The sequence below is a fragment of the Nonomuraea sp. B208 genome (genome assembly GCF_057536035.1).
On sequence record NZ_BAAJOU010000022.1, the window covers coordinates 185478 to 210657 of the forward strand.

The 25180-nt window shown below is 71.7% G+C and carries 25 protein-coding genes and 1 pseudogene; 11 read left to right on the forward strand and 15 right to left on the reverse strand.

Annotated elements, in window-relative coordinates:
• The first annotated feature begins 150 nt into the window (after positions 1-150).
• Positions 151-885 carry a DNA repair protein RecO gene (gene recO / locus AC27IY_RS23695; RefSeq protein WP_344204789.1) on the forward strand — a complete coding sequence of 245 codons (735 nt, stop codon included), beginning with the start codon at positions 151-153 and terminating at the stop codon, positions 883-885.
• Positions 882-1655 (forward strand): isoprenyl transferase, encoded by a 774-nt coding sequence (locus AC27IY_RS23700; RefSeq protein WP_423445164.1) that lies wholly within the window; start codon positions 882-884, stop codon positions 1653-1655. The genes recO and AC27IY_RS23700 overlap by 4 nt, the downstream gene beginning before the upstream one ends.
• Before the next feature lie 44 nt (positions 1656-1699).
• Here AC27IY_RS23700 and AC27IY_RS23705 read toward each other — a convergent pair whose 3' ends face one another.
• The 3 genes and pseudogenes from AC27IY_RS23705 to AC27IY_RS23715 all read right to left on the reverse strand — a co-directional run.
• Positions 1700-1939, reverse strand: coding sequence for a helix-turn-helix domain-containing protein (locus AC27IY_RS23705; RefSeq protein ID WP_344204786.1), 240 nt, complete (start codon positions 1937-1939; stop codon positions 1700-1702).
• A complete protein-coding gene (locus AC27IY_RS23710) occupies positions 1939-2640 on the reverse strand; it encodes a DUF2975 domain-containing protein (RefSeq protein WP_487179189.1) in 702 nt (233 codons plus the stop codon). The genes AC27IY_RS23705 and AC27IY_RS23710 overlap by 1 nt, the downstream gene beginning before the upstream one ends.
• Before the next feature lie 64 nt (positions 2641-2704).
• Positions 2705-2785, reverse strand: a pseudogene (locus AC27IY_RS23715) (sigma factor-like helix-turn-helix DNA-binding protein); the annotation flags it as partial.
• A 206-nt stretch (positions 2786-2991) separates the two neighbouring features.
• Here AC27IY_RS23715 and AC27IY_RS23720 point away from each other — a divergent pair.
• A complete protein-coding gene (locus tag AC27IY_RS23720) occupies positions 2992-3351 on the forward strand; it encodes a hypothetical protein (protein WP_449943267.1) in 360 nt (119 codons plus the stop codon).
• Between the two features lie 20 nt (positions 3352-3371).
• Here the strand turns inward: AC27IY_RS23720 and AC27IY_RS23725 are convergent, their stop codons facing one another.
• Positions 3372-3920 (reverse strand): CGNR zinc finger domain-containing protein, encoded by a 549-nt coding sequence (locus AC27IY_RS23725; protein ID WP_344204782.1) that lies wholly within the window; start codon positions 3918-3920, stop codon positions 3372-3374.
• Positions 3921-4011: 91 nt separating this feature from the next.
• On the opposite strand from AC27IY_RS23725, the gene AC27IY_RS23730 reads away from it, so the two are divergent.
• Positions 4012-4914 carry a DMT family transporter gene (locus AC27IY_RS23730; RefSeq protein ID WP_487179190.1) on the forward strand — a complete coding sequence of 301 codons (903 nt, stop codon included), beginning with the start codon at positions 4012-4014 and terminating at the stop codon, positions 4912-4914.
• Here the strand turns inward: AC27IY_RS23730 and AC27IY_RS23735 are convergent.
• The 9 genes from AC27IY_RS23735 to AC27IY_RS23775 all read right to left on the reverse strand — a co-directional run bounded on the left by AC27IY_RS23735 (position 4851) and on the right by AC27IY_RS23775 (position 14576).
• Positions 4851-5243, reverse strand: coding sequence for a Fur family transcriptional regulator (locus AC27IY_RS23735; RefSeq protein ID WP_364451301.1), 393 nt, complete (start codon positions 5241-5243; stop codon positions 4851-4853). The two genes, AC27IY_RS23730 and AC27IY_RS23735, sit on opposite strands and share 64 nt — an antisense overlap.
• Positions 5240-6109: a metal ABC transporter permease gene (locus tag AC27IY_RS23740; protein ID WP_344205292.1), complete on the reverse strand. Its 870-nt coding sequence runs from the start codon at positions 6107-6109 to the stop codon at positions 5240-5242. The genes AC27IY_RS23735 and AC27IY_RS23740 overlap by 4 nt, the downstream gene beginning before the upstream one ends.
• On the reverse strand, positions 6109-6888 hold the full coding sequence (locus AC27IY_RS23745; protein ID WP_423445159.1) for a metal ABC transporter ATP-binding protein: 780 nt from the start codon (positions 6886-6888) through the stop codon (positions 6109-6111). Before AC27IY_RS23745 ends, AC27IY_RS23740 begins: the two co-directional genes overlap by 1 nt.
• Positions 6885-7826: a metal ABC transporter substrate-binding protein gene (locus tag AC27IY_RS23750; protein WP_487179191.1), complete on the reverse strand. Its 942-nt coding sequence runs from the start codon at positions 7824-7826 to the stop codon at positions 6885-6887. The genes AC27IY_RS23745 and AC27IY_RS23750 overlap by 4 nt, the downstream gene beginning before the upstream one ends.
• Before the next feature lie 351 nt (positions 7827-8177).
• The gene (gene fdhD / locus AC27IY_RS23755) at positions 8178-8987 is read right to left on the reverse strand and encodes a formate dehydrogenase accessory sulfurtransferase FdhD (RefSeq protein ID WP_487179192.1); all 810 of its coding nucleotides are present in this window, start codon (positions 8985-8987) and stop codon (positions 8178-8180) included.
• Positions 8988-8998: 11 nt separating this feature from the next.
• Positions 8999-9841 carry a 2Fe-2S iron-sulfur cluster-binding protein gene (locus tag AC27IY_RS23760; RefSeq protein ID WP_423445156.1) on the reverse strand — a complete coding sequence of 281 codons (843 nt, stop codon included), beginning with the start codon at positions 9839-9841 and terminating at the stop codon, positions 8999-9001.
• Complete coding sequence (locus AC27IY_RS23765) at positions 9838-11655, reverse strand: NAD(P)H-dependent oxidoreductase subunit E (RefSeq protein ID WP_487179193.1); 1818 nt, start codon at positions 11653-11655, stop codon at positions 9838-9840. The genes AC27IY_RS23760 and AC27IY_RS23765 overlap by 4 nt, the downstream gene beginning before the upstream one ends.
• Before the next feature lie 3 nt (positions 11656-11658).
• The gene (locus AC27IY_RS23770) at positions 11659-13560 is read right to left on the reverse strand and encodes a molybdopterin oxidoreductase family protein (RefSeq protein WP_487179194.1); all 1902 of its coding nucleotides are present in this window, start codon (positions 13558-13560) and stop codon (positions 11659-11661) included.
• A gap of 38 nt (positions 13561-13598) precedes the next feature.
• Entirely contained in the window at positions 13599-14576 is a 978-nt protein-coding gene (locus AC27IY_RS23775) for a 2-dehydropantoate 2-reductase (protein WP_344205290.1), read from the reverse strand.
• Positions 14577-14651: 75 nt separating this feature from the next.
• Here AC27IY_RS23775 and AC27IY_RS23780 point away from each other — a divergent pair, with 75 nt between their 5' ends.
• The 7 genes from AC27IY_RS23780 (at position 14652) to AC27IY_RS23810 (ending at position 24029) form a co-directional block, all read left to right on the forward strand.
• Positions 14652-15821, forward strand: coding sequence for a molybdopterin molybdotransferase MoeA (locus AC27IY_RS23780; RefSeq protein WP_487179195.1), 1170 nt, complete (start codon positions 14652-14654; stop codon positions 15819-15821).
• Between the two features lie 92 nt (positions 15822-15913).
• Complete coding sequence (locus AC27IY_RS23785) at positions 15914-17584, forward strand: thiamine pyrophosphate-binding protein (protein WP_487179196.1); 1671 nt, start codon at positions 15914-15916, stop codon at positions 17582-17584.
• Positions 17585-17612: 28 nt separating this feature from the next.
• Positions 17613-18836, forward strand: coding sequence for a formyl-CoA transferase (gene frc / locus AC27IY_RS23790; RefSeq protein WP_344204767.1), 1224 nt, complete (start codon positions 17613-17615; stop codon positions 18834-18836).
• Positions 18837-20951 carry an acetate--CoA ligase family protein gene (locus AC27IY_RS23795; protein WP_487179197.1) on the forward strand — a complete coding sequence of 705 codons (2115 nt, stop codon included), beginning with the start codon at positions 18837-18839 and terminating at the stop codon, positions 20949-20951. It begins immediately after the preceding gene.
• An 80-nt stretch (positions 20952-21031) separates the two neighbouring features.
• A complete protein-coding gene (locus tag AC27IY_RS23800; protein ID WP_364451331.1) occupies positions 21032-22522 on the forward strand; it encodes an Nramp family divalent metal transporter in 1491 nt (496 codons plus the stop codon).
• Positions 22522-23013, forward strand: a complete 492-nt coding sequence (locus AC27IY_RS23805; protein WP_344204763.1) for a hypothetical protein — start codon at positions 22522-22524, stop codon at positions 23011-23013. The genes AC27IY_RS23800 and AC27IY_RS23805 overlap by 1 nt, the downstream gene beginning before the upstream one ends.
• Positions 23010-24029, forward strand: a complete 1020-nt coding sequence (locus AC27IY_RS23810) for a TerC family protein (protein WP_487179198.1) — start codon at positions 23010-23012, stop codon at positions 24027-24029. The genes AC27IY_RS23805 and AC27IY_RS23810 overlap by 4 nt, the downstream gene beginning before the upstream one ends.
• A 42-nt stretch (positions 24030-24071) precedes the next feature.
• Here AC27IY_RS23810 and AC27IY_RS23815 read toward each other — a convergent pair whose 3' ends face one another.
• On the reverse strand, positions 24072-24263 hold the full coding sequence (locus AC27IY_RS23815) for a hypothetical protein (RefSeq protein ID WP_344204760.1): 192 nt from the start codon (positions 24261-24263) through the stop codon (positions 24072-24074).
• A 90-nt stretch (positions 24264-24353) separates the two neighbouring features.
• Positions 24354-25088 carry a GntR family transcriptional regulator gene (locus AC27IY_RS23820; RefSeq protein WP_364451826.1) on the reverse strand — a complete coding sequence of 245 codons (735 nt, stop codon included), beginning with the start codon at positions 25086-25088 and terminating at the stop codon, positions 24354-24356.
• Positions 25089-25180: the final 92 nt, after the last annotated feature.

A 25180-nucleotide genomic window follows, 5' to 3' on the forward strand; every position in this document is an offset into this window, starting at 1 on the left:
ACTCCCTTTCGAGGCGGTAGCGGGGGGTTGAACAACGGGTAATGCGGGGACAGGCGTCAAAGTCTAGTGAGAGTCACGCAAAGTCGCGTCATCCGAGCATGCCCGTAACGCCGGACTCCTCGGCACACAAGGCGGCCGTAAGATGTCGGAGTGAGTCTCTATCGTGACGAAGGCGTGGTTCTGCGTACGCAGAAGCTCGGCGAGGCCGACCGCATCGTCACGGTCCTGGCCAAGCGCACCGGCAAGATCCGCGCCGTCGCCAAGGGCGTGCGCAGGACGACCTCGCGCTTCGGGGCCAGGCTGGAGCCGTTCACCCACGTCGACCTGCAGCTCCACACCGGCCGCACGCTCGACGTCGTCACCCAGGCCGAGACGCTCAGGCCCTACGGCGAGGCGCTGGCCGCCGACTACCCGCGCTACACCGCGGGCAGCGCCATGCTGGAGACCGCCGACCGGCTGACGCACGGGGAGAAGGAGCCGGCGCTGCGGCAGTTCCTGCTGCTCGTGGGCGGCCTGCGCACGCTCGCCGAGCGCACCCACGAGCCCCGGCTGGTGCTCGACGCCTACTTCCTGCGCTCCCTGGCGGTCGCCGGCTACGCGCCCGCCCTGGAGGCGTGCGCCCGCTGCCAGACCCCGGCGATCAGGGCGTTCGCCATCGTCGCGGGCGGTGTGGTGTGCGGGTCGTGCCGCCCGCCCGGGGCGGCGGTCCCCGCCGGGGAGACGATCGGGCTCATGGCGGCGCTGCTGCGCGGCGACTGGGTCACCGCCGACGCCTCCGACTCGCGCCACCGCAACGAATGCAGCGGGCTGGTCGCCGCATACCTGCAATGGCACCTCGAACACGGAATACGCTCTCTCCGACACGTCGAAAGGGAGCCAGTGTGAACGTCCGTCCTCCGACCCCTCATCCGTCCGGCGCCACGCCGCCGCCGATCCCGCGAGAGCTGGTGCCCCGGCACGTGGCCATCGTCATGGACGGCAACGGCCGCTGGGCCAAGATGCGCGGCCTGCCGCGCACCGAGGGGCACAAGGCGGGCGAATCCTCCCTGTTCGACGTCATCGAGGGCGCGCTTGAGCTGGGCATCCCCTACCTCAGCGCCTACGCCTTCTCCACGGAGAACTGGAAGCGCTCGCCCGACGAGGTCCGCTTCCTCATGGGCTTTAACCGCGACGTGATCAGGCGGCGGCGCGACGAGCTCAACGCCATGGGCGTGCGCGTGCGCTGGGCGGGCCGCCCCGGCCGGCTCTGGAAGAGCGTGATCTCCGAGCTGCAGACCGCCGAGGAGATGACGGTCGGCAACCGCAAGCTCACATTGCAGTTCTGCGTCAATTACGGCGGGCAGGCCGAGATCGTCGAGGCGGCGCTCAAACTCGCCCAGGACATCGCGGCCGGCCGCGTCAAACCCGGCAAGGTGGACGAGAAGGTCTTCGCCCGCTACCTCGACGAGCCGGAGATCCCCGAGGTCGACCTGTTCGTGCGCTCGTCGGGCGAGCAGCGCTTCTCGAACTTCCTGCTGTGGCAGTCGGCCTACGCCGAGATGGTCTTCCTCGACCGGCTCTGGCCCGACTTCGACCGGCGCGACCTGTGGGAGGCGTGCGAGATCTACGCCAAGCGCGACCGCCGCTACGGCGGAGCCCTCCCCAACAAGGTCTGACCGCCGCGTACGGCCCCGGCGTGGTGGCGCGGGGCCGTGCGCGATCAGTCCGAGGAGCGGGGCCTGAAGGACAGCAGGTCGCCGGGCTGACAGCCGAGCACCTCGCAGATCTTGCTCAGCGTCGAGAACCGGATCGCCTTGGCGCGGTTGTTCTTGAGTATCGACAGGTTCACGTTGGTGATGCCGACCTTGTCGGCCAGCTCGACCACCGTCATGCCGCGCTCTTCGAGCAGCCGGTCCAGATGCACCTCGATGGCGTGCTCGGGGTTCTCCGCGGGTGACATCAGACGGTTCCTTCGAGTTCCTCGCGCATGTGCGCGCCGACGCGGACGACCTTGGACATGACGACGAGCCCGAGCCCGGCGATCAGGTACGCCCAGGGGAAGCTCCAACCGCGCAGAGCCATCGACCCCACCTCCCTGACGGTCCCGGCCACCATCGACACGGCCAGGCCGGTCTCCACAATTGTGGTGTAAAGCGACGCCGCGAGCGTGCCGGCGATGAGGAACACGCCGAGGAAGCGCAGCTTGCGGACGATCGTCTCATCGAAACCGCTGTCCCGCCGGGCGTCCGCGATCAGCCGGTCGAGGAGGAAGAGGGCGACGAGCACGACGAGCGGGGTGGCGAACCGCGAGGTCTGGTAGAGCGACTGCGTGCCGAGGCCGGCGTCGTCCTTGCAGAGCTGGGGCAGTCCGTAGGCGAACTCGACTCCCTTCTCCACGGGATAGGGGGTGCCGTCGACTCCGCTGCTCTGCGCCACCGCCCTGGCGCGTCGGGGGTCTTCGGTGACGTTTCCCTCCACGTCGAGGATGCTCGGTGACGCCACGCACACCGAGCTCCGGTCGCCGAGGGATCCGGTGGCGTTCTCTCCGCCGGTCAGGGCGGCACGCCCGATCTCGTAGACCAGGGTGGCGGCGAACAGCGCCAGGAGGAGGCGGACGACGATCGCCGTCCACTTCAGGGAGGGGGATGAGTCGAGGGACACAGCACAGCTCCATATCGTTGCTCGATATTATTGCTTCTCGATAGTATCGAAGAACGATAAGGAGTCAAACGCGGTCGCCCCGGGTCCTTGAGACGTGGTTCTTCACCGTGCCCTCGGTGATGCGCAGCCGCGCCGCGATCTCCCGGTTCGTGGCCGACGCGGCTTGTGTCCCGGATCGTCGTGCCCGACCGTTGAGGCATGAGAATCTTGACCGTCCTTGTCGTCATCCTGCTGTCGGCCGTCCTGAGCGGTTGCGGTGAGGAGCGGATGTGAGGAGCGGGGTCGTCGGCGTCGCCGTCGGCCTTACGCCCTTGCCCGGAGATCGCTGAGCCGCCGATGCCGAGCCCTTGTGTGACGATGCCCTCCTGGGAGCAGAAGCACGCCGGCAACAGGGCGTACCGCCAGCGCGCCGCGCTTCCTCCGGAGGTGGCTGCGGAGGCCGAGCCGGTGGCCGAGGCTCTGCGGGACAGATTCGCCGGCCTGCGCGAGCGGAAACTGCACGGCGAGGCCCACGTCGCGAAGGCGGTCCGGGCGGTCGCTCCACCGGGGACGAACGTCATCATCAGGGCGGGGGGCGCTCGCTCCGCCGTGGTGTTCGCCATCGAACTGCGGGGAGGATGCCTGACCGGCTTCTACGACGAGCGGGAGTCGGAGGTGGAGGTGGGCGGCTACATCAACGACGGCGGCTGCCTGACGGCTCCCGGTCACTGACCCCGCGCTTCAGAAGGGGGTCAGGCGCGGCGGCGGGCGCGGTAGGCGGCTACGTGCATGCGGTTACCGCACGTACGGCTGTCGCAGTAGACGCGCGACCGGTTGCGTGACTCGTCCACGAAGACGTGGTCGCAGTCGGGGGCCGAGCAGGTGCGCAGGCGTTCGCCCTCGCCCTCCACCAGCAGCAGCGCCAGCGCCACCCCGCAGTCGGCGGCCAGGTGCTCGGCCAGGCTGGAGTCGGCGGCGAAGTAGTGGACGTGCAGGGGGTGGCCGTCGTGCTCGGTCAGGCGCGGCGTGATGCGGGTCGAGGAGAGCAGGGAGTTGAGCGTGTGGACCGCGGTCGGCTGGTCGGGCGCGGTGAAGACGCGGTGGAAGGCCTCCCGGACCGCGCGGACCTGGGCGAGGTCGCGGGCCGTCAGCTTGCCGATGCCGCTCACCTCGCGGGACTCCACGAACGCCTGGAGCTCGGCCAGGCCGGGCAGCCCCTCGTCGCCGCCCGTGGCAGGTGAGGTGTTGACCAGTTCGACGACAGTGGCCAGAGAATGCACCATGTCATGGCCAAACGGCATGTTGACTCCTGTCCGCGCCGGATCCTAGCGTGGTCGAACTGTATCTCTTACTGCGGCCACGGGGGTTTTCATGGGGGCACACCGTCGTATCGTGATCATCGCGATCGTCGGCGCGCTCGTCATCTCCACCTCCGCGCCGCTGGTCCGGCTGGCCGAGGTGTCGCCGGCGACGTCGGCGTTGTTCCGCTGCGCGTACGCGATCCCGCCCATGCTGGCGCTGGCCTGGCTGGAGCGGCGCAGGCACGGCCCGCTGCCGCGCCGGGCGGTGCTGCCGGCCTGGGCGGCGGGCCTGACGTTCGCGTTCGACCTGCTGTTCTGGCACCACGCCATCGCGTACGTCGGCGCGGGACTCGCGACCGTGCTGGGCAACCTGCAGGTGTTCCTGGTGGCGTTCGCGGCCTGGGCGGTGTTCGGGGAGCGGCCGTCGAGGCGGCTCATGGTGGCGACGCCGGTGGTGTTCGGCGGCGTGGTGCTGATCTCCGGGGTGTTCGACAACGCGGCGTACGGCGACGACCCCGTCATGGGGGTGCTCGCCGGGGTGGCCACGTCGGTGTCGTACGCGGCGTTCCTGCTGCTCATGAAGGGCGGCTCGGACCGCGCGGCCGGGCCGCTCGCGCACGCCACCGTCGTGGCCACGGTGGCGATCGCCGCGCTCAGCCCCGCCTTCGGCGGCGCGGACCTCGCCCCGAGCTGGCCCGCGCACGGCTGGCTGCTCCTGCTCGCGCTCGGGCCGCAGGTGCTGGGGTGGTCGCTCATCACGTTCACGCTGCCGCGGCAGCCGGCCGCGCTCACCGCGCTGCTGCTGCTCGTGCAGCCCCTGACGACCGTGGCGCTGTCGGCGGTGGCGCTCGGCGAGCGGCCCTCGCCCTGGCAGCTCGCCGGATGCGCGGTGATCGTGCTCGGCGTGCTGTGGGGCTCGCGCCGCGGCGCTCAGCCGGCGGCGGGCGCGGACGGCGAACAGGACGCGCAGGTGCCGAACACCTCCACCGTGTGAGTGATCTCGGTGAAGCCGTGCTCGCTGCCCACGGCCTCGGCCCAGCGCTCGACCGCGGGACCGGCCACCTCGACCGTGCGCCCGCACTTGCGGCAGACGAGGTGATGGTGGTGGACCTCGCTGGCGCAGGCCCGGTAGACGGACTCGCCGTCGTCGGTGCGCAGCACGTCGACCTGACCGTTGTCGGCCAGCGCCTGCAGCGCACGGTAGACGGTGGTCAGGCCGATCTTGGCGCCGTGCAGGCGCATCTCCGCGTAGACGTCCTGCGCGCTGCGGAACCCCTCGCTCTGACGAAGGGTGTCGTGCACGGCGTCGCGTCTCGTCGTCATGCGACCTCCTCGACGCGCATTGTTGGACCCACTCTGGACTCCTCGTCGCTCCGGCCTCGGCGTACGAATTTACCGACAGCGAGGGCCAGGACGAAGCCGGCGAGAGCGATGAGCACGATCGAGGCGCCCGGCGGCACCTTCGGGGACACGGTGGAGGCGAGCAGCCCGCCCACCGAGGCCAGCACCCCGAACACCATCGCCGTCGCCATCGTGGCGCGGAAACCCCGCGTGAGCTGCTGACTCGTCGCCACCGGGATCACCATCAGCGCGCTGACCAGCAGCAGTCCGACCACCCGCATGGCGATGACGACGGTCAGCGCGGCCGTGACCGCGATCAGCAGGCTGAGGAAGCGCACCGGCAGGCCGCTCGCGCGGGCCATCTCCTCGTCCTGGCAGAGCACGAACAGCTCCCTGCCGAAGATCACGACCACGCCGATCACGGCCACGGCCAGCGCGGCGATGACCCAGATGTCGGCCGGGGTGACGCTCGCGATGGCGCCGAACAGGTAGGAGTTGAGCTTGGCGTTGCTGCCGCCGGGCGCGACGGCCATGAGCATGACGCCGCCCGCGATGCCGCCGTAGAACAGCAGCGCCAGCGCCACGTCGCCGCTGGTGCGTCCGCGCGCGCGTACGAGCTCGATGGCCACCGCCCCGACGACGGAGACGAGCACGGCGGTCAGCACCGGCGCCGTGCCGGTCAGGAAGCCGAGCGCCACGCCGGTCAGCGCCACGTGCCCGATGCCGTCGCCGAGCAGCGCGAGCCGCCGCTGCACGATGAACGTGCCGACGGCGGGCGCGCACAGCCCCACCAGCAGCGCCGCGACGAGCGCGAGCTGGAAGAGCTGCTCGCCCAGCAGTTCGAAGATCACCTTGGTTCCCCCTGCCACCCGGTCAGCGGCCCGGCCACCGGCTCGGCGGCGTGCGGATGCTGGTGCTCGTGCCCCGGCCGCGCGCACTCGCCCTCGGGACGCGGCGGCGGCCCGTCGTGCGCGATCCTGCCGCCGCCGATGACGACGCCGCGCGTGATGACCGGCTCCAGCGGGCCCAGCTCGTGCGCGACCAGCACCACGGTCTTGCCGCCGAGCACCAGCCCGGCCAGCGTGTCGGCGAGCAGGTGCTGCGTCCCGGCGTCGACGCCCGCGGTGGGCTCGTCCATCACGTACGTGTCCGGCTCGCCCGCCAGGGCGCGGGCGATGAGCACCCGCTGCTGCTGGCCGCCCGACAGGGACTGGACGGGGTCGCCGGCGCGGTCGGTCAGGCGGACGGCCTCCAGCGCCGCGGCCACCGCCGCCCGGTCGGCCGCGCTGGTGCGGCGCAGGCGGCGCTGGCGGGCGATGCGGCCCGAGGCGACGACCTCGCGCACGGTGGCGGGCACGCCGCCGCCGACCTGGAGGCGCTGCGGGACGTAACCGATGCGCCACCAGTCGCGGAAGCGCGCCGGTGGCCGGCCGTAGATCAGAGTGTTGCCGCCCGAGAGCGGCGTGAGCCCGAGCAGGGCGCGTACCAGCGTCGACTTGCCCGAGCCGTTGGCCCCCAGGAGTGCGACGACCTCGCCTGTGTGAACGGTCAGGTCGATCCCGCGGAGGATCGGCTTGCCGTCGTAGGCGACCCGGCCGCCGGTCATCGCGAAGGCCGTCTCGCTCATGCCGTACACCCCAGTGCTGTTTGAAGAGTCTTGAGGTTATCGCGCATGGCGGAGACGTAGTCACCGGAGGGCTTGCTCTCCAGCGGGTCGAGCACGGCGGTCTTCGCGCCGACCTCGTTCGCGAGCACCTCGGCCACCTTCGGGCTCACCAGGGCCTCGGTGAAGATCGTGGTCACGCCCTCGGCCCTGGCGAGCTTGGCCACCTCCGACAGGCGCGCGGGGGACGGCTCGGTCTCGGGGTCGAGGGTGATGCCCACCTGCTTCAGCTTGTAACGGTCGGCCAGATAGCCGAACGCCTCGTGCGCCGTCACCATCGTCCTGGACCGGCAGGTGGTCAGGCCCTTGGTGAACTCCTGGTCGAGCGTGGTCAGGGTGGCGGCCGTCTTCGCGGCGCGATCCCGGTACGCCTGGGCGTGCGTGGCGTCGGCGGCGGCCAGGCGCTCGCCGAGCTTGCCGGCGACGGTGGCCATGCGGGACGGGTCGAGCCAGAGGTGCGGGTCGTAGCCCACCTCGTCGTGGCCGTGCTCCTCCTCGCCCTCGTGCTCGTGCTCGTGGCCTTCGCCGGCGGGGATCGTGGTGACGGCGGTGGCGGCGTCGAAGCTCTTCTCCTGGTCGACCGCGTCGTCCACGGCCGGCTGGACGCCCTTGACGTAGACGGTGAGCGCGGCGTTCTGGAGGTCGGTGACCTGCTGGATGCCCAGCTCCAGGTCGTGCGGCTCGACGCCGGGGGCGGTGAGGCCGGTCACCTGGACGTCGGATCCCCCGACCTGCTCGGTCAGCCATTGCAACGGATAGAAGGCGGCGACCACCTCGGGCTTGCCGTCGGAGGTCGCGCCGACCTCGGACACACCGGAACCGCCGCCGCAGGCCGTGGCGCTGAGCAGGGCGCCGGCGGTCAACAGACCGAGCGCACCCAGCCGGGAAAATCCTGACATCATGGGAGTCAGTATGCGCCAAAATGAAAACGGTTGTCAAAATCTGTCCCCCGGGCGCAGCTACGAAGGCGCGCAGGGGATTGAGGGGCGCCGCGCGCGTACGGGATTGGTGGCGCTGCGCGTAGGGGATTGAGGGGCGCCGCGCGTACGGGATTGAGGGGCGCCGCGCGTACGGGATTGGTGGCGCTGCGCGCCAGGGGTTTGCGAGGGAGCGCCGTCGCCTGGACTGAGGAGCGCAGGGAGCGAAGCGACCGTAGCGACGAGGGAAGGCGACGGGTCTGAGCGACCGAGCCGCCCGCGCGGAGCGCGGGCATTGAGCACGGCGACCGAGCCGCCCGCGCGGAGCGCGGGCCATTAAACGCGCCGTTCACCGGTGTAGATGTTCATCGAGTTCCCGCGCAGGAACCCGATCAGCGTCAGCCCCTCCTCGGCGGCGAGTTCGGCGGCCAGCGACGACGGCGCCGAGACGGCGGCGAGCACCGGCACCCCGCCCATCACCGCCTTCTGCACCAGCTCGAACGACGCCCGCCCGGACACCATGAGCACGCAGCCGCGCAGCGGCAGCCGTCCTTCGCGCAGCGCCCAGCCGAGGAGCTTGTCGACCGCGTTGTGCCGGCCGACGTCCTCGCGCACGCACAGGGGCTCGCCGTCGGCGGTGAACAGGCCGGCGGCGTGCAGGCCGCCGGTCCGGTCGAAGACGCGCTGGGCGGCCCGCAGCCGGTCGGGCAGGCTCGTCACCGTGGCGGGCCGCAGCGTGACGGGGTCGTCGGCGGCGCTCCAGCGGGCGACGGTGCGCACCGCCTCCAGCGACGCCTTGCCGCACACGCCGCAGGAGGAGGTGGTGTAGAAGTTGCGCGGCTCGGGCGCGGGCACGCCGGGGGCGAGCCGTACGTCCAGCACGTTGTAGGTGTTGCCGCCGTCCACGGTGGCGCCCGCGCAGTAGCGGATGGTGGCGATCTCGCCGGGCGCGCCGACGGCCCCCTCGCTGACGAGGAAGCCGGCGGCGAGGTCGAAGTCGTCGCCGGGCGTGCGCATGGTGACGGTCAGCGGGGTGCCGTCGAGCCGGATCTCCAGCGGCTCCTCGGCGGCGAGCGAGTCGACGGCCGGCAGCCTGGCCCGGTCCTTGACGCGGACGATCCTGCGCTTCACGGTGACCCTAGACATGGGCGGGGACCCTAGACATAGCCGTACCCGAAGCGGCCCTTCACGCAGAGGTTGCCCTTCGTGACGGGGTTGTCGTGCGGCGACGTCACCTTGACGATCTTGTTGTCCTGGACGTGCAGGGTGAGGTTGCAGCCGACGCCGCAGTAGCTGCAAATGGTGGTGGTCTCGCTCTGCCGCGTCTCGTCCCAGGTGCCCTCGGCCCGCATGTCGAACTCGGTCTTGAACGACAGCGCGCCCGTCGGGCAGACCTCGACGCAGTTGCCGCAGTAGACGCAGGCCGAGTCGGTGAGCGGGGCGTCGAACTCGGTGGAGATCGTCGCGTCGAAGCCCCGGCCGGCGACGCCGATGGCGAAGGTGTTCTGCCACTGCTCGCCGCAGGCGTCCACGCACTTGTAGCAGAGGATGCACTTGCTGTAGTCGCGGACGTAGAGGTCGTTGTCCACCTTGGCGGGCTGCTCGACGGTGGCCGCGTCCGCGCCGAACCTGGCGGGGTCGGCGCCGTACTCGGCGTTCCATTCGGCGGCGCGCGGCGTCGTGGACATGTCGACGGAGGAGCCGAGCAGCTCCAGCACCACCTTGCGGCTGTGCCGGGCGCGCTCGGTCCCGGTGCCGACCTTCATGCCCGGCTCGGCCTTGCGCGAGCAGGCGGGGGCGAGGGTACGGGCCCCCTCGACCTCCACCACGCACACCCGGCAGGCGTTCTTCGGGGTGAGGGTGTCGCCGTGGCAGAGGGTGGGCACGTCCTTGCCCGCCGCCCGGCAGGCGTCGAGGATGGTGGCGCCCTCCGGCACGCGTACGGTCTCGTCGTCGATCTGTACGTCGATGAGCCGCCGGGGCGGCTGCAGCGGGATCATTCGAAAACTCCCAGGCGGTCGATGGCCGATTCGACGGCGTTCCACGCGGTCTGCCCGAGGCCGCAGATCGAGGCGTCGCGCATGGTCCGCCCCACGTCGCGCAGCAGCACCAGGTCGTCGTGCGAGACCCGCCGCGACAGCCGGTGCAGGGCCTCCTCCTGGCGTACGGTGCCCACCCGGCAGGGCACGCACTGGCCGCAGGACTCGTCGCGGAAGAACTCGGCGATGCGGAGGAGCAGCTGTTTGAGGTCCACGGTGTCGTCGATGACGAGGACCACGCCGGAGCCGAGCGTGGCGCCCGCGTTCCTGGTGCCCTCGAAGGTGAGCGGGATGTCCAGGTCCGTGACGAACGCCCCGGCGGCCCCGCCGAGCAGCACCGCGCGGGTGGTGCCGGTGGTCCCGGCCAGCTCCAGCAGCTCGCGCAGGGTCGCGCCGAACGTCAGCTCGTACACGCCGGGCCGTTCCACCGCGCCGGAGACGCAGAACAGCTTGGGCTCGGCCGCCGCGTACGCCCGCGCCCCGCGCTCCAGGATCGGCAGCACGTTGACCAGCGTCTCGACGTTGTTGACCACGGTCGGCTTGCCGAACAGGCCCTTCTCCACGGGGAACGGCGGCTTGCTGCGCGGCTCGCCGCGGTGCCCCTCGATGGAGTTGAAGATCGCGGTCTCCTCGCCGCAGATGTACGCGCCCGCGCCCCTGCGCAGCTCGATGTCGAAGGAGAAGCCCTTGCCGAGGATGTCGGGGCCGAGCAGGCCGCGGGCGCGGGCGGTGGCGATGGCGTGCGCCAGGCGGGCGGCCGCCCTCGGGTACTCGCCCCTGACGTAGAGGTAGCCCCGGGCGCAGCCGGTCGCCCACGCGGCCACGGTCATGGCCTCGACCAGCGCGTACGGGTCGTTCTCCATGACCACCCGGTCCTTGAACGTGCCCGGCTCGCTCTCGTCGGCGTTGCACACCAGGTAGTGGGGGTGGTCGGGCTGGCGGGCGGCGGCGTCCCACTTGCGGCCGGTCGGGAAGGCCGCGCCGCCCCTGCCGACCAGACCCGACTCCAGCACCTCGCGGATCACCCCGGCGGGGCCGAGCTCGAAGGCGCGGCGGAGCGCGGTGTAGCCGCCGGTGGCGCGGTAGTCGTCGAGGCTCGCGGGGTCGGCCAGGCCGGCCCGCCGCAGCAGGATGAGCCCGTCCTGGCCGGCCTGCGGCACGGCGGCCACGGCGGGGGCGTCGCCGGCCACGTCGAGTCGCGGCCCGCTGCCGTTGGGGCTGGGGGAGCCCGGGACCGCGTCGGCGGGGGTCCTCGCCATGGCGTCGGCGTCCGCCGGGGCGTACACCTCGGCGCGCGGCGTGGCCCCCGCCTCCAGGGCGAGCGCGGCCGGGGCCCGCTCGCACAGGCCGAGGCAGGGGCTCTCCTGCCAGGTCTCGCCGGGCGGGCCGAGCCGCTCCTCGACCTGCTCGCGCAGCCGCCGGCCGCCCTTGGCCTGGCAGGCCAGGTCGGTGCACACGTGCAGCACCCGCGCCGGGCGCGGCCGCAGCGAGAACAGCGAGTAGAACGTCGCCACCCCGTACGCCTCCGCGGGCGGCACGGTGAGCCGCCGGCAGACGTAGTCGAGCGCGCCCTCGCTGATCCAGCCCACCCGGTCGTTGACCGCGTGCAGCGCGGGCAGCAGCAGGTCGCGCCGAGGCTCGGCGCGGGCGGCGAAGCGCAGGTCGGCCGCGGACCTGGCGCCGCCCTCCCAGCCGGTGGCGGGCGGGCCGAGCACGGCGTCGACGGCCGCGCGCTCCTCGTCGGACGGTTCTGCGTCGCGGAATCGGATGTCCATGTCTCACCCGGCCTTGACGAGCTTCTCGACGCGGACCGCGGCCGCCTTGAACTCGGCCGTGCCGGCGATCGGGCAGGTGGCCTCGATGGTCAGCGAGTTGACGTCCACGTCGTCGGGGAAGTGGAAGGTCATGAACACCAGGCCGGGCCGCAGCGCCGGGTCGATGAAGACGGGCGCGACGACCGAGCCGCGCCGCGAGGTGATCCGTACGTCCTCGCCGGCCGCGACGCCGAGCCGTTCGGCGTCCTCGGGGCACAGCTCGACGGTCTCGCCCCGGCGCAGCGGCGAGGCGAACCCGGACGACTGCACGCCTGTGTTGTAGGAGTCGAGGCGGCGGCCGGTGGTCAGCCGCAGCGGATACTCCTCGTCCAGCAGGTCCACCGGCGGCGAGTGCTCCAGCACCGCGAACGGCGCCGGCGCGCCCCGCCGCTCCGGGTCGCTCTCCCAGAGCCGCCCGTGCAGGTACGGCGGCTCCAGCGCGTCCTCCGACGGGCAGGGCCACTGGATGCCCTGCAGCTCGGTCAGCCGCTGGTAGCTCATGCCGCGGTGCTGCGGCGACAGGGAGCGCAGCTCGTTCCAGACCTCCTCGGCGCCGTCGTAGGCCCAGTCGTGGCCGAGCCGGCGGGCCAGCTCGCAGAGGATCCAGATGTCGTCGCGGGCCTCGCCCGGCGGTTCGAGCGCCTTGCGGACCCGTTGCACCCGCCGCTCGCTGTTGGTGAACGTGCCCTCGGCCTCGCACCAGGCGGCGCTGGCCGGCAGCACGACGTCGGCCATCTGGGCGGTCTTGGTGAGGAAGATGTCCTGGACCACCAGGTGGTCGAGCATGGCCAGGCGCTTGGCGCAGGCGAGGGAGTCGGCCTCGGACTGCACGGGGTTCTCGCCGATGAGGTAGCAGGTGGTGACCTCGCCCTCGGCCATGGCCTCCAGCATCTGGGTGAGGTTGAGCCCGTAGCGGGGCTGGATGGGGGCGCCCCACGCGCTCTCGAAGCGGGCCCGCAGGTCCGGGTCGAGGATGTCCTGGAAGCCGGGCAGCCGGTTGGGGATCGCGCCCATGTCGCCGCCGCCCTGCACGTTGTTCTGGCCGCGCAGCGGCGACAGGCCGGAGCCGTAGCGGCCGACGTGGCCGGTCAGCAGGGCCAGGTTGATGAGGGCCCGGACGTTGTCGGTGGCGTTGTGGTGCTCGGTGATGCCGAGCGTCCAGCAGAGCTGGGCGCGGTCGGCGCGGGCGTACGCGTGCGCCAGCTCCCTGATCGCCGCGGCCGGCACGCCGGTGACCTGCTCGGCGGTCGTGAGCGTCCAGGGCTCGACGCACTCCTTGAACGCGGCGAAGCCCACGGTGGCCCGCTCGATGAACGCCTCGTTGTGCAGCCCGGCGTGGATGATCTCACGGGCGACGGCGTGGGCGAGCGGGATGTCGGTGCCCACGTTGAGCCCGAGCCACAGGTCGGCCCACTGGGCCGTGCCGGTGCGGCGCGGGTCCACGGCGAACATCCTGGCGCCGTTCCTGATGCCCTTCAGCACGTGCTGGAAGAAGATCGGATGGGCGTTGCGGGCCGCCGACCCCCACATGACGATCACGTCGGTGTCCTCGACCTCCTGGTAGGAGGAGGTGCCGCCGCCGCTGCCGAACACGGCGGAGAGCCCCGCCACGCTGGGGGCGTGGCAGGTGCGGTTACAGGAGTCCACGTTGTTGGTGCCGATGACCACGCGGGTGAACTTCTGCCCGACGTAGTTCATCTCGTTCGTGGAGCGGGCGCACGACAACATCGCGAAGCAGTCGGGGCCGCGCTCGGCGACGTTGCGGCGGAAGCCCTCGGCCGCGCGGTCCAGCGCTTCCTCCCAGGTCGCCTCGCGCAGCACGCCGTTCTCGCGCACCAGTGGACGGGTCAGGCGGTCATAGCTCATGATCCCTCCATTCTGTATACAGGCTACGGTATTCGGAGCTACACCGCGCGGACAAGGTTCGCGTTCAGCAGGTCGCTCACGGCGTGGATCGCCCGCAGCGTCGGGACGTCCGCGCCGGTCAGGTCGGCCAGCTCGACCACGGCCGCGAGGAGCACGTCCAGCTCCAGCGGCTTGCCCTTCTCCAGGTCCTGGAGCGTGGAGGTCTTGTGCTCGCCGGCCTTCTCCGCGCCCCGCAGCCGGCGCTCGATGGAGACGCCGGGGTCGCAGCCGACCCGCCCCGCCACCTCCACCGTCTCCCGCATCATGGCCACGACCAGCTCGCGCGCCCCGTCGTGGCGGCAGATGCCGGCCATCGTGGCGCGGGCGAGCGCGCTGATCGGGTTGAAGGCGATGTTGCCCATGAGCTTGATCCACACGTCGCGGCGCAGGTCGCGCTCGACGGGGCACTTCAGACCGCCCTCGACGGCGGCCTCGCTGAAGGTCCGGCACCGGTCGGTGAGCAGCCCGCTCGGCTCGCCGATGGAGAACCGGGTGCCCTCCAGGTGGCGGATGACGCCGGGGCTCTCGATCTCGGTGGCCGCGTACACGACGCAGCCGACGGCCCGGTGCAGGGGCAGCGCGGCCGTGACCGCGCCGCCGGGGTCGACGCTCTCGATGCGGTAGCCCTCGTAGGGGCCCTTGAGCCGGTGGAAGTACCACCATGGGATGCCGTTCTGCGCGGCGATGATGCTCGTGGACGCGTGCAGGAGCGGCGCGATCATGGGGCCCGCCGCGGCGTAGCTGTTCGCCTTGAGGCCCAGGAAGACGTGGTCCACCGGCCCGACCTCCGTGGGGTCGTCGGTGGCGTGGGGGTGGGCGGTGAAGTCGCCCCTGGGGGACAGCACCCGCACACCGGCGCGGCGGATGGCCTGGAGGTGCTCGCCGCGGGCGATCAGGTGCACCTCGGCTCCCGCCCGGTGGAGGGCGGCTCCCACGTACGCGCCGATGGCGCCGGCGCCAAGAACAGCGACCTTCATGCTGCGCGCTCCGTTCTCGCGTCGGATTTGCATTCGGTATACAGTATGGAAAAACGCGGGTCAAGGAGCTTGCGGATGACGGTTGTGCGGCATGATCCAGTGGTGGACGCGATGTCATGGGAGGCCGCGCGACGTGTCGCGGCCGGGAGCGTGAAGCCGCTCGGAGCCGTGCCGGTGCCGGCGGCCGAGGCGCTCGGATGCCGGCTGGCCGGGCCGCTGCGGGCCCTGGTGGCGGTGCCCGGCGTGGACGTCTCCGCGATGGACGGCTACGCCGTGGCCGGTGACGGGCCCTGGCGGCTCGTCGGGCGGGTGCTCGCGGGGGGCCGGGCCCATCCCGGCCCGCTGGCGGCGGGGGAGGCCGTGGAGATCGCCACCGGGGCGCCGGTGCCGGCGGGGGCGGTGGCGGTGGTGCCGTACGAGCGCGCCGTGGCGGGCGCCGGGATCGTGGACGGGACCGTGGAGCCCGGCCGGCACATCCGGCGGCGCGGCGAGGACATCCCCGAGGGGGCCGTGGTGCTGGAGGCGGGCGCGCCGGTGACGCCGGTCGCGCTCGGGCTGGCCGCCGCGCTCGGGCACGACGACCTCCTCGTACGGCCCCGCCCCGGCGTCCTGGTGCTGATCACCGGGGACGAGGTGGTGCACAAGGGGCGGCCCGGCGCGGGCCGGGTCCGCGACGCCATCGGACCGTTCCTGCCCGGCCTGGTCGAGTGGGCGGGCGGCCGGGTCACCGACACCGTCCACCTCCCGGACGGCCCGTCCGCCCTTCACGCCGCCCTGTCGGGAAGGGGAGCGGAAGTCGTGGTGGTGTGCGGCGCCTCGTCGAAGGGCCCCGCCGACCATCTGCGGGGCGTGCTCGCCGCCCTCGGCGCCGACGTGCTCGTGGACGGGGTCGCGGTCCGGCCGGGCCATCCGCAGGCGCTGGCGCGGCTGCCGCACGGCCCGCTCGTGGCCGGGCTGCCCGGCAACCCGTTCGCCGCCCTCGGCGCGGCGCTCACGCTGCTCGTCCCCGCCCTGCGCGGGCTGACCGGGACGCCCGAGACCCGCGAGACCGGCACACTGGGCGGCGACGTGCGCGCGCACCCCCGCGACACCCGCCTCGTGCCGGTCCGCCGCACGCCGGAAGGCGCGGCTCCGGTGGGCCATGACCGGCCGGGATCTCTCTGGGGAGCGGCCCTGGCGGACGCCCTGGCGGTGGTCCCTCCGGGCTGGGACGGCGAACCGGTGGAGCTGATCGAGTTGCCCTGAGGGGCTGGACAGGCCGATCGGGAGAGAGTAACCATTGCCTTCATACGGTATGCAGTATGCGGAAGACAGCGCTCTCCGAAGGGTGGCAGGGAATGTCGGAAACGATCTCTGGCGGTCATCTCGTGGCCAAGGCGCTCAAGGCCGAGGGCGTGGACGTGATCTACACGCTCTGCGGCGGCCACATCATCGACATCTACGACGGCTGCGTCGATGAGGGCATCGAGGTCATCGACGTACGCCACGAGCAGGTCGCCGCACACGCCGCCGACGGGCACTCCCGCATCACCGGCCGGCCCGGCTGCGCGGTCGTCACCGCCGGCCCCGGCACGACCGACGCGGTGACCGGTGTGGCCAACGCCTTCAGGGCGGAGAGCCCGATGCTGCTCATCGGCGGCCAGGGCGCGCTGAGCCAGCACAAGATGGGCTCACTGCAGGACCTGCCGCACGTGGACATGATGGCCCCGATCACGAAGTTCGCCGCCACGGTGCCGAGCACCGAACGGGTGGCCGACCTCGTGTCGATGGCCTTCCGCGAGTGCTACCACGGCGCTCCAGGGCCGTCGTTCCTGGAGATCCCGCGTGACGTGCTGGACGCGAAGGTGCCCCTGGACAAGGCCCGCATCCCGAAGGCGGGCCACTACCGGGCCTCCACCCGCCAGCAGGGCGACCCGGAGGCCGTCGAGCGGCTGGCCGACCTGCTGGCCCACGCCGAGAAGCCGTGCATCCTGCTCGGCAGCCAGGTCTGGACCTGCCGGGCCACCGACGCGGCCATCGACTTCGTCCGGGCGCTCAACGTGCCGGCCTACATGAACGGCTCCGGCCGCGGCACGCTGCCGCCGGGCGACCCCCACCACTTCCAGCTCAGCCGCCGCTACGCCTTCACCGAGGCCGACCTCATCATCATCGTCGGCACCCCGTTCGACTTCCGGATGGGCTACGGCAAGCGGCTGTCCCCGTCGGCGACCGTCGTCCAGATCGACCTCGACTACCGCACGGTGGGCAAGAACCGCGACATCGATCTCGGCATCGTCGGCGACGCCGGTCTCGTGCTGTCGGCGGCGGCGCAGGCCGCGAGCGGGCGGATCGGCGACGCCGCGGCCAAGCGCAAGGCGTGGATGGACGAGCTGCGCGCGGTCGAGACCGCGGCCTACGAGAAGCGCCTGCCCCGCCAGCACTCCGACGCCCGGCCGATCGACCCCTACCGGCTGGTTCACGAGATCAACGAGTTCCTCACCGAGGACACCATCTACATCGGCGACGGCGGCGACATCGTCACCTTCTCCGGACAGGTCGTGCAGCCCAAGTCGCCCGGCCACTGGATGGACCCGGGCCCGCTCGGCACGCTCGGCGTCGGCATGGCCTTCGCGATGGCGGCCAAGAAGGCCCGGCCGGACAAGGAGGTGCTGTGCCTGTTCGGCGACGGTGCCTTCAGCCTCACCGGCTGGGACTTCGAGACGATGGTCCGCTTCGACCTGCCGTTCATCGGGATCGTCGGCAACAACTCCTCGATGAACCAGATCAGGTACGGCCAGGCCGCGAAGTACGGCGAGGACCGCGCCCGCGTCGGCAACACCCTCGGCGACATCCGTTACGGCGACTTCGCCAAGCTCCTCGGCGGCCACGGCGAGGAGGTACGCGACCCGGCCGAGATCCGCCCCGCGCTGGAGCGGGCGCGCGAGTCCGGCAAGCCCGCGCTCATCAACGTCTGGGTCGATCCGGAGCTCTACGCCCCCGGAACCATGAACCAGACGATGTACAAGTGACGGCGCACCAGCGAAGGGCGGTCAGACGATGAAGGCTCTCGAAGGCGTCCGCATCCTCGACATGACGCACGTCCAGTCCGGCCCGTCGTGCACCCAGCTGCTCGCCTGGCTCGGCGCGGACGTGGTCAAGCTGGAGGCCCCCACCGGCGACATCACCCGGCAGCAGCTGCGCGACGTGCCCGGCGTCGACAGCCTCTACTTCACGATGCTCAACTGCAACAAGCGCAGCATCACGCTCAACATGAAGAGCGAGCGCGGCAAGCAGCTCTTCACCGAGCTGGTGAAGGACGCCGACGTCCTGGTGGAGAACTTCGGGCCGGGCGCGGTGGACCGCATGGGCTTCCCGTGGGAGCGGCTCCAGGAGCTCAACCCGCGCCTGATCTACGCCTCGATCAAGGGCTTCGGCGCCGGCCGGTACGCGAAGTTCAAGGCGTACGAGGTGATCGCCCAGGCGATGGGCGGCTCGATGAGCACCACCGGCTTCGAGGACGGCCCGCCGCTCGCGACCGGCGCCCAGATCGGCGACTCGGGCACCGGCATCCACGCGGTGTCCGGCATCCTGGCCGCCCTCTACCAGCGCGAGCGGACCGGGCGCGGGCAGCGCGTGCAGGTGGCCATGCAGCACGCCGTGCTGAACCTGTGCCGCGTCAAGCTCCGCGACCAGCAGCGCCTCGCGCACGGCCCGCTGCGTGAGTACCCCAACAGGACGTTCGGCGACGAGGTGCCGCGCTCGGGCAACGCGAGCGGCGGCGGCCAGCCGGGCTGGGCGGTGCGCTGCGCGCCCGGCGGCCCGAACGACTACATCTACGTGATCGTCCAGCCGGTGGGCTGGCAGCCGCTCTCGGGCATCATCGGCCGGCCCGAGCTGGCCGACGACCCCGAGTGGGCGACGCCGGAGGCCCGCCTGTCCAAGCTGGACAAGATGTTCCAGCTCATCGAGGAGTGGACGATCCGCCACGACAAGTGGACGGTCCTGGACCGGCTCAACGCCGCGAACATCCCGTGCGGGCCGATCCTGTCCACCCGGGAGCTGGTGGAGGACGAGAGCCTGCGCGAGGAGGGCATCGTCGTCACGGTCCCGCACCCCGAGCGCGGCGACTTCGTCACCGTCGCCAGCCCGTTGCAGCTGTCCGACTCGCCGGTGGAGGTCCGCACCCCGCCCCTGCTCGGCGAGCACAACGAGGAGATCTACGGCCGGCTCGGCGTCGGCACCGAGGAGCTGGCCGAGCTCAAGGCGAACGGAGTCATCTGAATGGATCCCAGGCACGTCATCGAGCGGGCCCGCGCCGAGGGGCGCGCCGCGCTGACCGCTCCCGAGGGCCGGCTGCTGTGCGAGGCGTACGGCATCGCCACCCCCGGCGAGGGGCTGGCCGGCTCGGCGGAGGAGGCGGCGGAGCTCGCGGGGAAGATCGGGCTCCCGGTCGTCCTGAAGATCGTCTCACCGGACATCCTGCACAAGACGGACGCGGGCGGCGTGCTGGTCGGCCTGCGGACCCCCGAGGAGGTACGCCAGGGCTACGACACCATCCTCGCCAACGCCCGCGCGCACGCCCCCGACGCCAGGATCGACGGCGTCCAGGTGCAGCAGCTCGTCGGCGGCGGCCTGGAGGTGATCGTGGGCGCGGTCACCGACCCGACGTTCGGCAAGGTCGTCGCGTTCGGCCTCGGCGGCGTCCTCGTCGAGGTGCTGAAGGACGTGACCTTCCGGCTCGCCCCGGTCTCCGGCGACGACGCGCTCGCGATGCTCGACGACATCCGGGCGGCCGAGGTGCTGCGCGGCGCGCGCGGGGCCGAGCCCGTGGACCGGGCGGCGCTGGCCGCGCTGATCGAGCGCGTCGGCCGGCTGGTCACCGACCATCCCGAGATCGTCGAGGTGGACCTCAACCCGGTCTTCGCCGACGCCAGGGGGGCCGTGGCCGCCGACGTGCGGATCATCGTCGGCGACCGGCCGGAGGAGGTCACCCGGCTGCCCAGGGAGGAGATCCTGCGGCAGATGACGCGGATCTTCCGGCCGCGTTCCGTCGCCGTCATCGGCGCCTCCGCCGAGACCGGCAAGATCGGCAACTCGGTCATGCGCAACCTCATCGACGGCGGCTACCGGGGCCGGATCCTGCCGATCAACCCCAAGGCCGACGAGATCATGGGGCTGCCGGCGTACAAGAGCATCGCCGACGTGCCCGGCGAGGTGGACGTGGCGGTCTTCGCCATCCCCGCCAAGTTCGTCGCCGCCGCGCTGGAGGAGGTGGGGGAGAAGGGCGTGGCCGGGGCCGTGATGATCCCGTCCGGGTTCGCCGAGACCGGCAACGTCGAGGGGCAGAAGGAGATCGTCGAGATCGCCAGGCGGCACGGCGTGCGCATGCTCGGCCCCAACATCTACGGCTACTACTACACGCCCGAGAACCTCTGCGCGACCTTCTGCACCCCCTACGACGTGCGCGGCAGCGTCGCGCTGACCTCGCAGAGCGGCGGCATCGGGATGGCCATCCTGGGCTTCAGCCGCACCACCAGGATGGGCGTGTCCGCCATCGTCGGCGTCGGCAACAAGGCCGACGTGGACGAGGACGACCTGCTGACCTTCTTCGAGCAGGACGACAACACCAAGGCCGTGGCCATGCACCTGGAGGACCTCAAGGATGGGCGCGGCTTCGTCGAGGCGGCCCGCCGCGTGGTCAGGGAGAAGCCGGTCATCGTGCTCAAGGCCGGGCGCACCGCGATGGGCGCGCGGGCGGCCGGCTCGCACACCGGCGCGCTGGCCGGCGACGACAAGGTCTACGACGACATCCTCCGCCAGGCCGGCGTGGTCCGCGCCCCCGGGCTCAACGACATGCTGGAGTACGCCCGCGCGCTGCCCCTCATGCCCGCGCCCCAGGGCGAGAACGTCGTCATCATCACCGGGGCGGGCGGCTCCGGCGTGCTGCTCTCCGACGCCTGCGTGGACGCCGGGCTGACGCTCATGGAGATCCCGCCCGACCTCGACGCCGCCTTCCGCGCCTACATCCCGCCGTTCGGCGCGGCCGGCAACCCCATCGACATCACCGGCGGCGAACCGCCCGCGACCTACGAGAACACGATCCGCCTCGGCCTCGGCGACGACCGCGTCCACGCGCTCGTCCTCGGCTACTGGCACACGATCGTGACGCCGCCGATGGTCTTCGCCGAGCTCGTCGCGCGGGTGGTGGCGGAGGAGAGGGAGAAGGGCAACGTCAAGCCCGTCGTGGCGTCCCTGGCCGGGGACACCGAGGTTGAGGAGGCCAGCGAGTACCTGTTCGAGCACGGCGTGGTCGCGTACCCGTACACGACGGAGAAGCCCGTCGCGGTCCTCGGCGCCAAGTACCGCTGGGCGAGGGCCGCCGGACTGCTGCGCTAGAGCCAGGCGGAGCAGGACGAGGCGAGGGGGCTAGATCGGGGCGCACGAGGAAGGCAACACACCCCCCAGGAGGTCCGTAGGTGGACACATCGAACACACCACCGGCGACGGCCACGCCGCCGGTCGAGGATCAACGAGTATGGAAGGCGGGCCGGCTTGAGCCGATGCCCATCAGGAAGCTCCCCGACGCGCCGCCCTCGGTGCACCTGCTCGGGCCGACGGTCTTCCTGGTCGCGCTCGGCGTCGGCATGGGCGAGTCGTACATGTGGCCCCGGCTGGTGCTGCTGTTCGGGCCCGAGATCAGGTGGCTGTTCCTGATCGGCGTGACCCTGCAGGCCGTGGTCATGCTGGAGATGGCGCGCTACGCCATGGCCACCGGGGAGAGCATCTTCTCCGGCGCGGCCCGGGTGTTCAAGCCGCTGATGTGGTTCTTCTTCGTCGTCGCCGTCGCGGTCTACATCTGGCCGGGGCACCTGTCGGCGGGGGCCGCGGCGTTCGAGGAGATCACCGGCATCCCGTGGATGGTGACCGCGATCGCGGGGCTGATCCTCGTCGGCGTGGTCTTCACCCTCGCCAAGGTGATCTACAACCTCCTGGAGAACGTGCTGTCGCTGCTCATCGGCGCGCTCGTGCTCGGCACGGCCGTGGTCGCGGCCATGGTCGGCTCCTGGAGCGACGTGGTGACCACGATCAGCGGCATGTTCTCCTTCGGCTACCTGCCGCCGCAGGCGATGTCGGCGGCCTGGTTCCCGGTCATCGTCGGGGCGTGCGCGTTCGCCGGGCCCTCCGGCATGCAGCAGATGTGGTACACCCTGCACCTGCGTGACTCCGGGGCCGGCATGGGCGCGCACCAGCCGCAGATCCGCGGGCTGCGGCACGCCGGCGAGGAGGAGGAGCGGCCCGCCCGCGGGTTCATGTTCGACACCTCCGACCCGGCCGAGATGGCGAAGTGGAAGGGCTGGCGGCGCTGGGTCACCTTCGACGCGCTGCTGCTGTTCTGGGGCATCACCATGCTGGTCACGATCTCCTTCACGGTGATCGCGCAGGCGGCGGTGCGGATTGACCCGGGCGTGCGGCAGGTCATTCAGGGCGACGACCGGGAGGTGGCGCTGACCGCGATGTCGAACGCCGTCTCCTCGGCGGGCAGCTCGGTTCTCGGGGTCGTGTTCCTCGGGTTCATCGCGCTGATCGGCCTGAACGCGACGCTCGGCCTGTTCGACTCGTTCTCACGCGGCCAGGCGGACATGACCTTCCACTTCATCCCCGGCGCGAAGAAGCTCGGCATGTCCAAGCTGTACGCGATCTTCCTGTGGGGAGTGATCCTCTTCGGGATCCTGATCCTGCTCTTCGGCCCCGCCGACGGGCCGAGCGGGATCCTGGACACGCTGGCGTTCCTGTCGACGTTCGCGATGGGGGCGTACTGCGTGACGCTGCTGCTGGTCAACAACCGCATGCTGCCCAAGCCGATCAGGCCCCGATGGTGGTCGAACGTGATCATCGGCTTCGGCGCGGTGTTCTACCTCGGCATGCTGTTCTACAGCCTCTTCGCCTACGGCGTGGTCGTGGGCTGATGGAGCGACGGCACAGTTTCGAGCTCGCCCTGCCAGGGGCGTCCATCGGAGCCGTCGCCGGCGCCATGGCCGGTGGGCTGACCCTGTTCGCGGGGGCGCCCACCGGACTGGCCGCGCAGGCGGCCCTGGCGCTGGCCACGCCGCTCGCCCTCTTCGGCGGGCTGTTCGGCGTGCTCGTCGGCCACGGCGTGCTCCGGCCCGGCACCTTCGGGCCGGCCGGACTGTACTGGATGGCGGCCTTCCCGCTGTCCCGGCTGCTCCAGGAGAGCGTTGCGGGGGTGGGCATGCACGACGGCGTGCTTCCCTTCCTCGCCTACCAGGCCATGGTGGGGCTCGGCTTCGCCATCGGCTTCGTCTGGCTGCACGAGCGGTTCATGCCGTACTGGCTGTCCCACCGCGCGGCCGTCAACCCGCTGGCGGCCGAGTTGCTCGCCGTCTACGTCAGGTACGCCACGACGCTGCGTGCAGGAAAGAAGGGAAGCAGGCGGTGAACCTGCCCTTCTGGATCTGGGCGGCCACCCTCGGGGGCTTCGCCGCGGTCCTCGCGTTCGACTTCTGGATGGTGGCCCGCAACCCGCACGAGCCGTCGATGCGCGAGTGCGTCGGCTGGGTGTCGTTCTACGTCGGACTGGCCGCGGCCTTCGGCGCCGGACTGCTCCTGCTGTCCGGCCCCGCGCACGGCGGCGAGTTCTTCGCGGGATGGATCACCGAGTACTCGCTCAGCGTGGACAACCTCTTCGTGTTCCTGCTGATCATGAGCAGGTTCCGGGTGCCGCGGGAGTACCGGCAGAAGGTGCTGCTCATCGGCATCGTGCTGGCGCTGGTCATGCGCGGGGCGTTCATCGCGGCCGGCGCGGGCGCCGTCCAGCGCTTCGACTGGCTCTTCTACGTGTTCGGCGCCTTCCTCGTCTACACAGCGTGGAAGCTCATCGGGCACGAGGAGGAGGCGGAGTTCTCCGAGAACCTCGCGCTGCGGACCGTGCGGCGGGTGCTGCCGACCACGGACACCTACCACGGCGCCCGCCTCACCGTGCACAACGGGCGCAGGCTGGTGACCCCGATGCTGATCGTGATGGTCGCCATCGGGACCACCGACCTGCTGTTCGCGCTCGACTCGATCCCGGCCATCTTCGGGCTCACCAAGGAGCCCTACCTGGTGTTCACCGCGAACGCCTTCGCCCTCATGGGGCTGCGGCAGCTCTTCTTCCTCATCGGCGGGCTGCTCGACCGGCTCGTCTACCTGAGCAAGGGGCTGTCGGTGGTGCTCGCCTTCATCGGGCTGAAGCTCATCATGGAGGCGCTGCACCACGACGGCGTGTCCTGGGCGCCGGAGGTGCCGATCATGGTCTCCCTCGGCGTCATCGTCGGCACCCTCGCGGTGACGACGGTGCTGAGCCTGGTCAAGTCGGCCCGCGACGCCAGGAGAGCTCGCGAGCCGGAGCCGGCGGGCCAGTCATCGGGCCAGTCATCGGGCCGGTCATCGGGCCGGTCATCGGGGCAGTCGTAGCGGCGCCGGGCCGCGGCGGGGGCGTGCCGCTTCCGCCGCGGCTCAGTGCCGCGGGCTCTCGTGGACGTCGTGCCCGGACGTCGTGCCCGGCGTGGCCCACAGCCGCAGGTAGCGCTCGGCGTCGTCGGCCGAGCCCTGCCTGCGCAGGGCCGTGCTCAGCCCGAGGCCGATCGCGCGGCCGTCCGACGGCGAGCCCGCGGGTTCCGCGAGGAGAAAGCGGAGGAACGCTCTCATGGTCATGCACCTCCCATCCGTGCCGCCCCATCCTCCGGCGGAGGTGTTTCCGGGCGGGTGTCACGATGTGAACGTCAGGTCAAACGGCATTCAGCCGGCCGTACGGCGGCGCCGGCGCACCGGCTTGGGAGCGGGCTCGACCGGCTCCTTCTCCCGCTGCTCCATGTAGGACACGCGGGTGTGCTCGGTGTGCTCGCGCATGACCTTCGCCGCGCGGCGCTCGTCGCCGGCCTCGATGGCGTCGATCAGGCTCGTGTGCTCCTCCCAGGAGGCCATGCCGCGCTGGCGGGCCACCGGCGTGTGGTACCACCGCACCCGCCTGGCCACCTGGCTGGTCAGCTCGGCCAGCACCTTGTTGCCGGACAGCGCGGTCACCAGGGCGTGCAGCTCGGAGTTGGTGGCCACGGCGGCGTCCACGTCGTCGGCCTGCACGGCCGCGATGCCGCGCGCGCAGAGGTCGCGCAGCCGCTTCACGCCGTCCTCGCCGGCGTGCTGGGCGGCCAGGCGCGCCGCCTCGGTCTCCAGCAGCGCGCGGACCGCGAGCAGCTGGTCCGCCTCCTCCACGGTGGGCACGTGCACGAACGCGCCCTGGCCGGGGTGCAGGTCCACCCAGCCCTCGCCGCTGAGCTGCTGGAGCGCCTCGCGCACCGGCTGCCTGGAGACGCCGAGGAGGTCGGCCAGCTCGCTCTCGACCAGGTGCTGGCCGGGCTTGAGCTGGCCGGAGACGATGAGCTCCTGGATGGCCTCGATGACGCTCTCCCGCAGCGTGGCGGGGCGCTGGATCTTGGTGGCCGCCGGCTGACCGGCCTGCTCCGACAGCAACATGGTCACCTCTCCAGGGAACTGCGTATCGTACGGATTCGGGCGTTTCGCTGTTTTTGGTCGACTGCCTACAGCATACCGTTCGCCGCATGAAC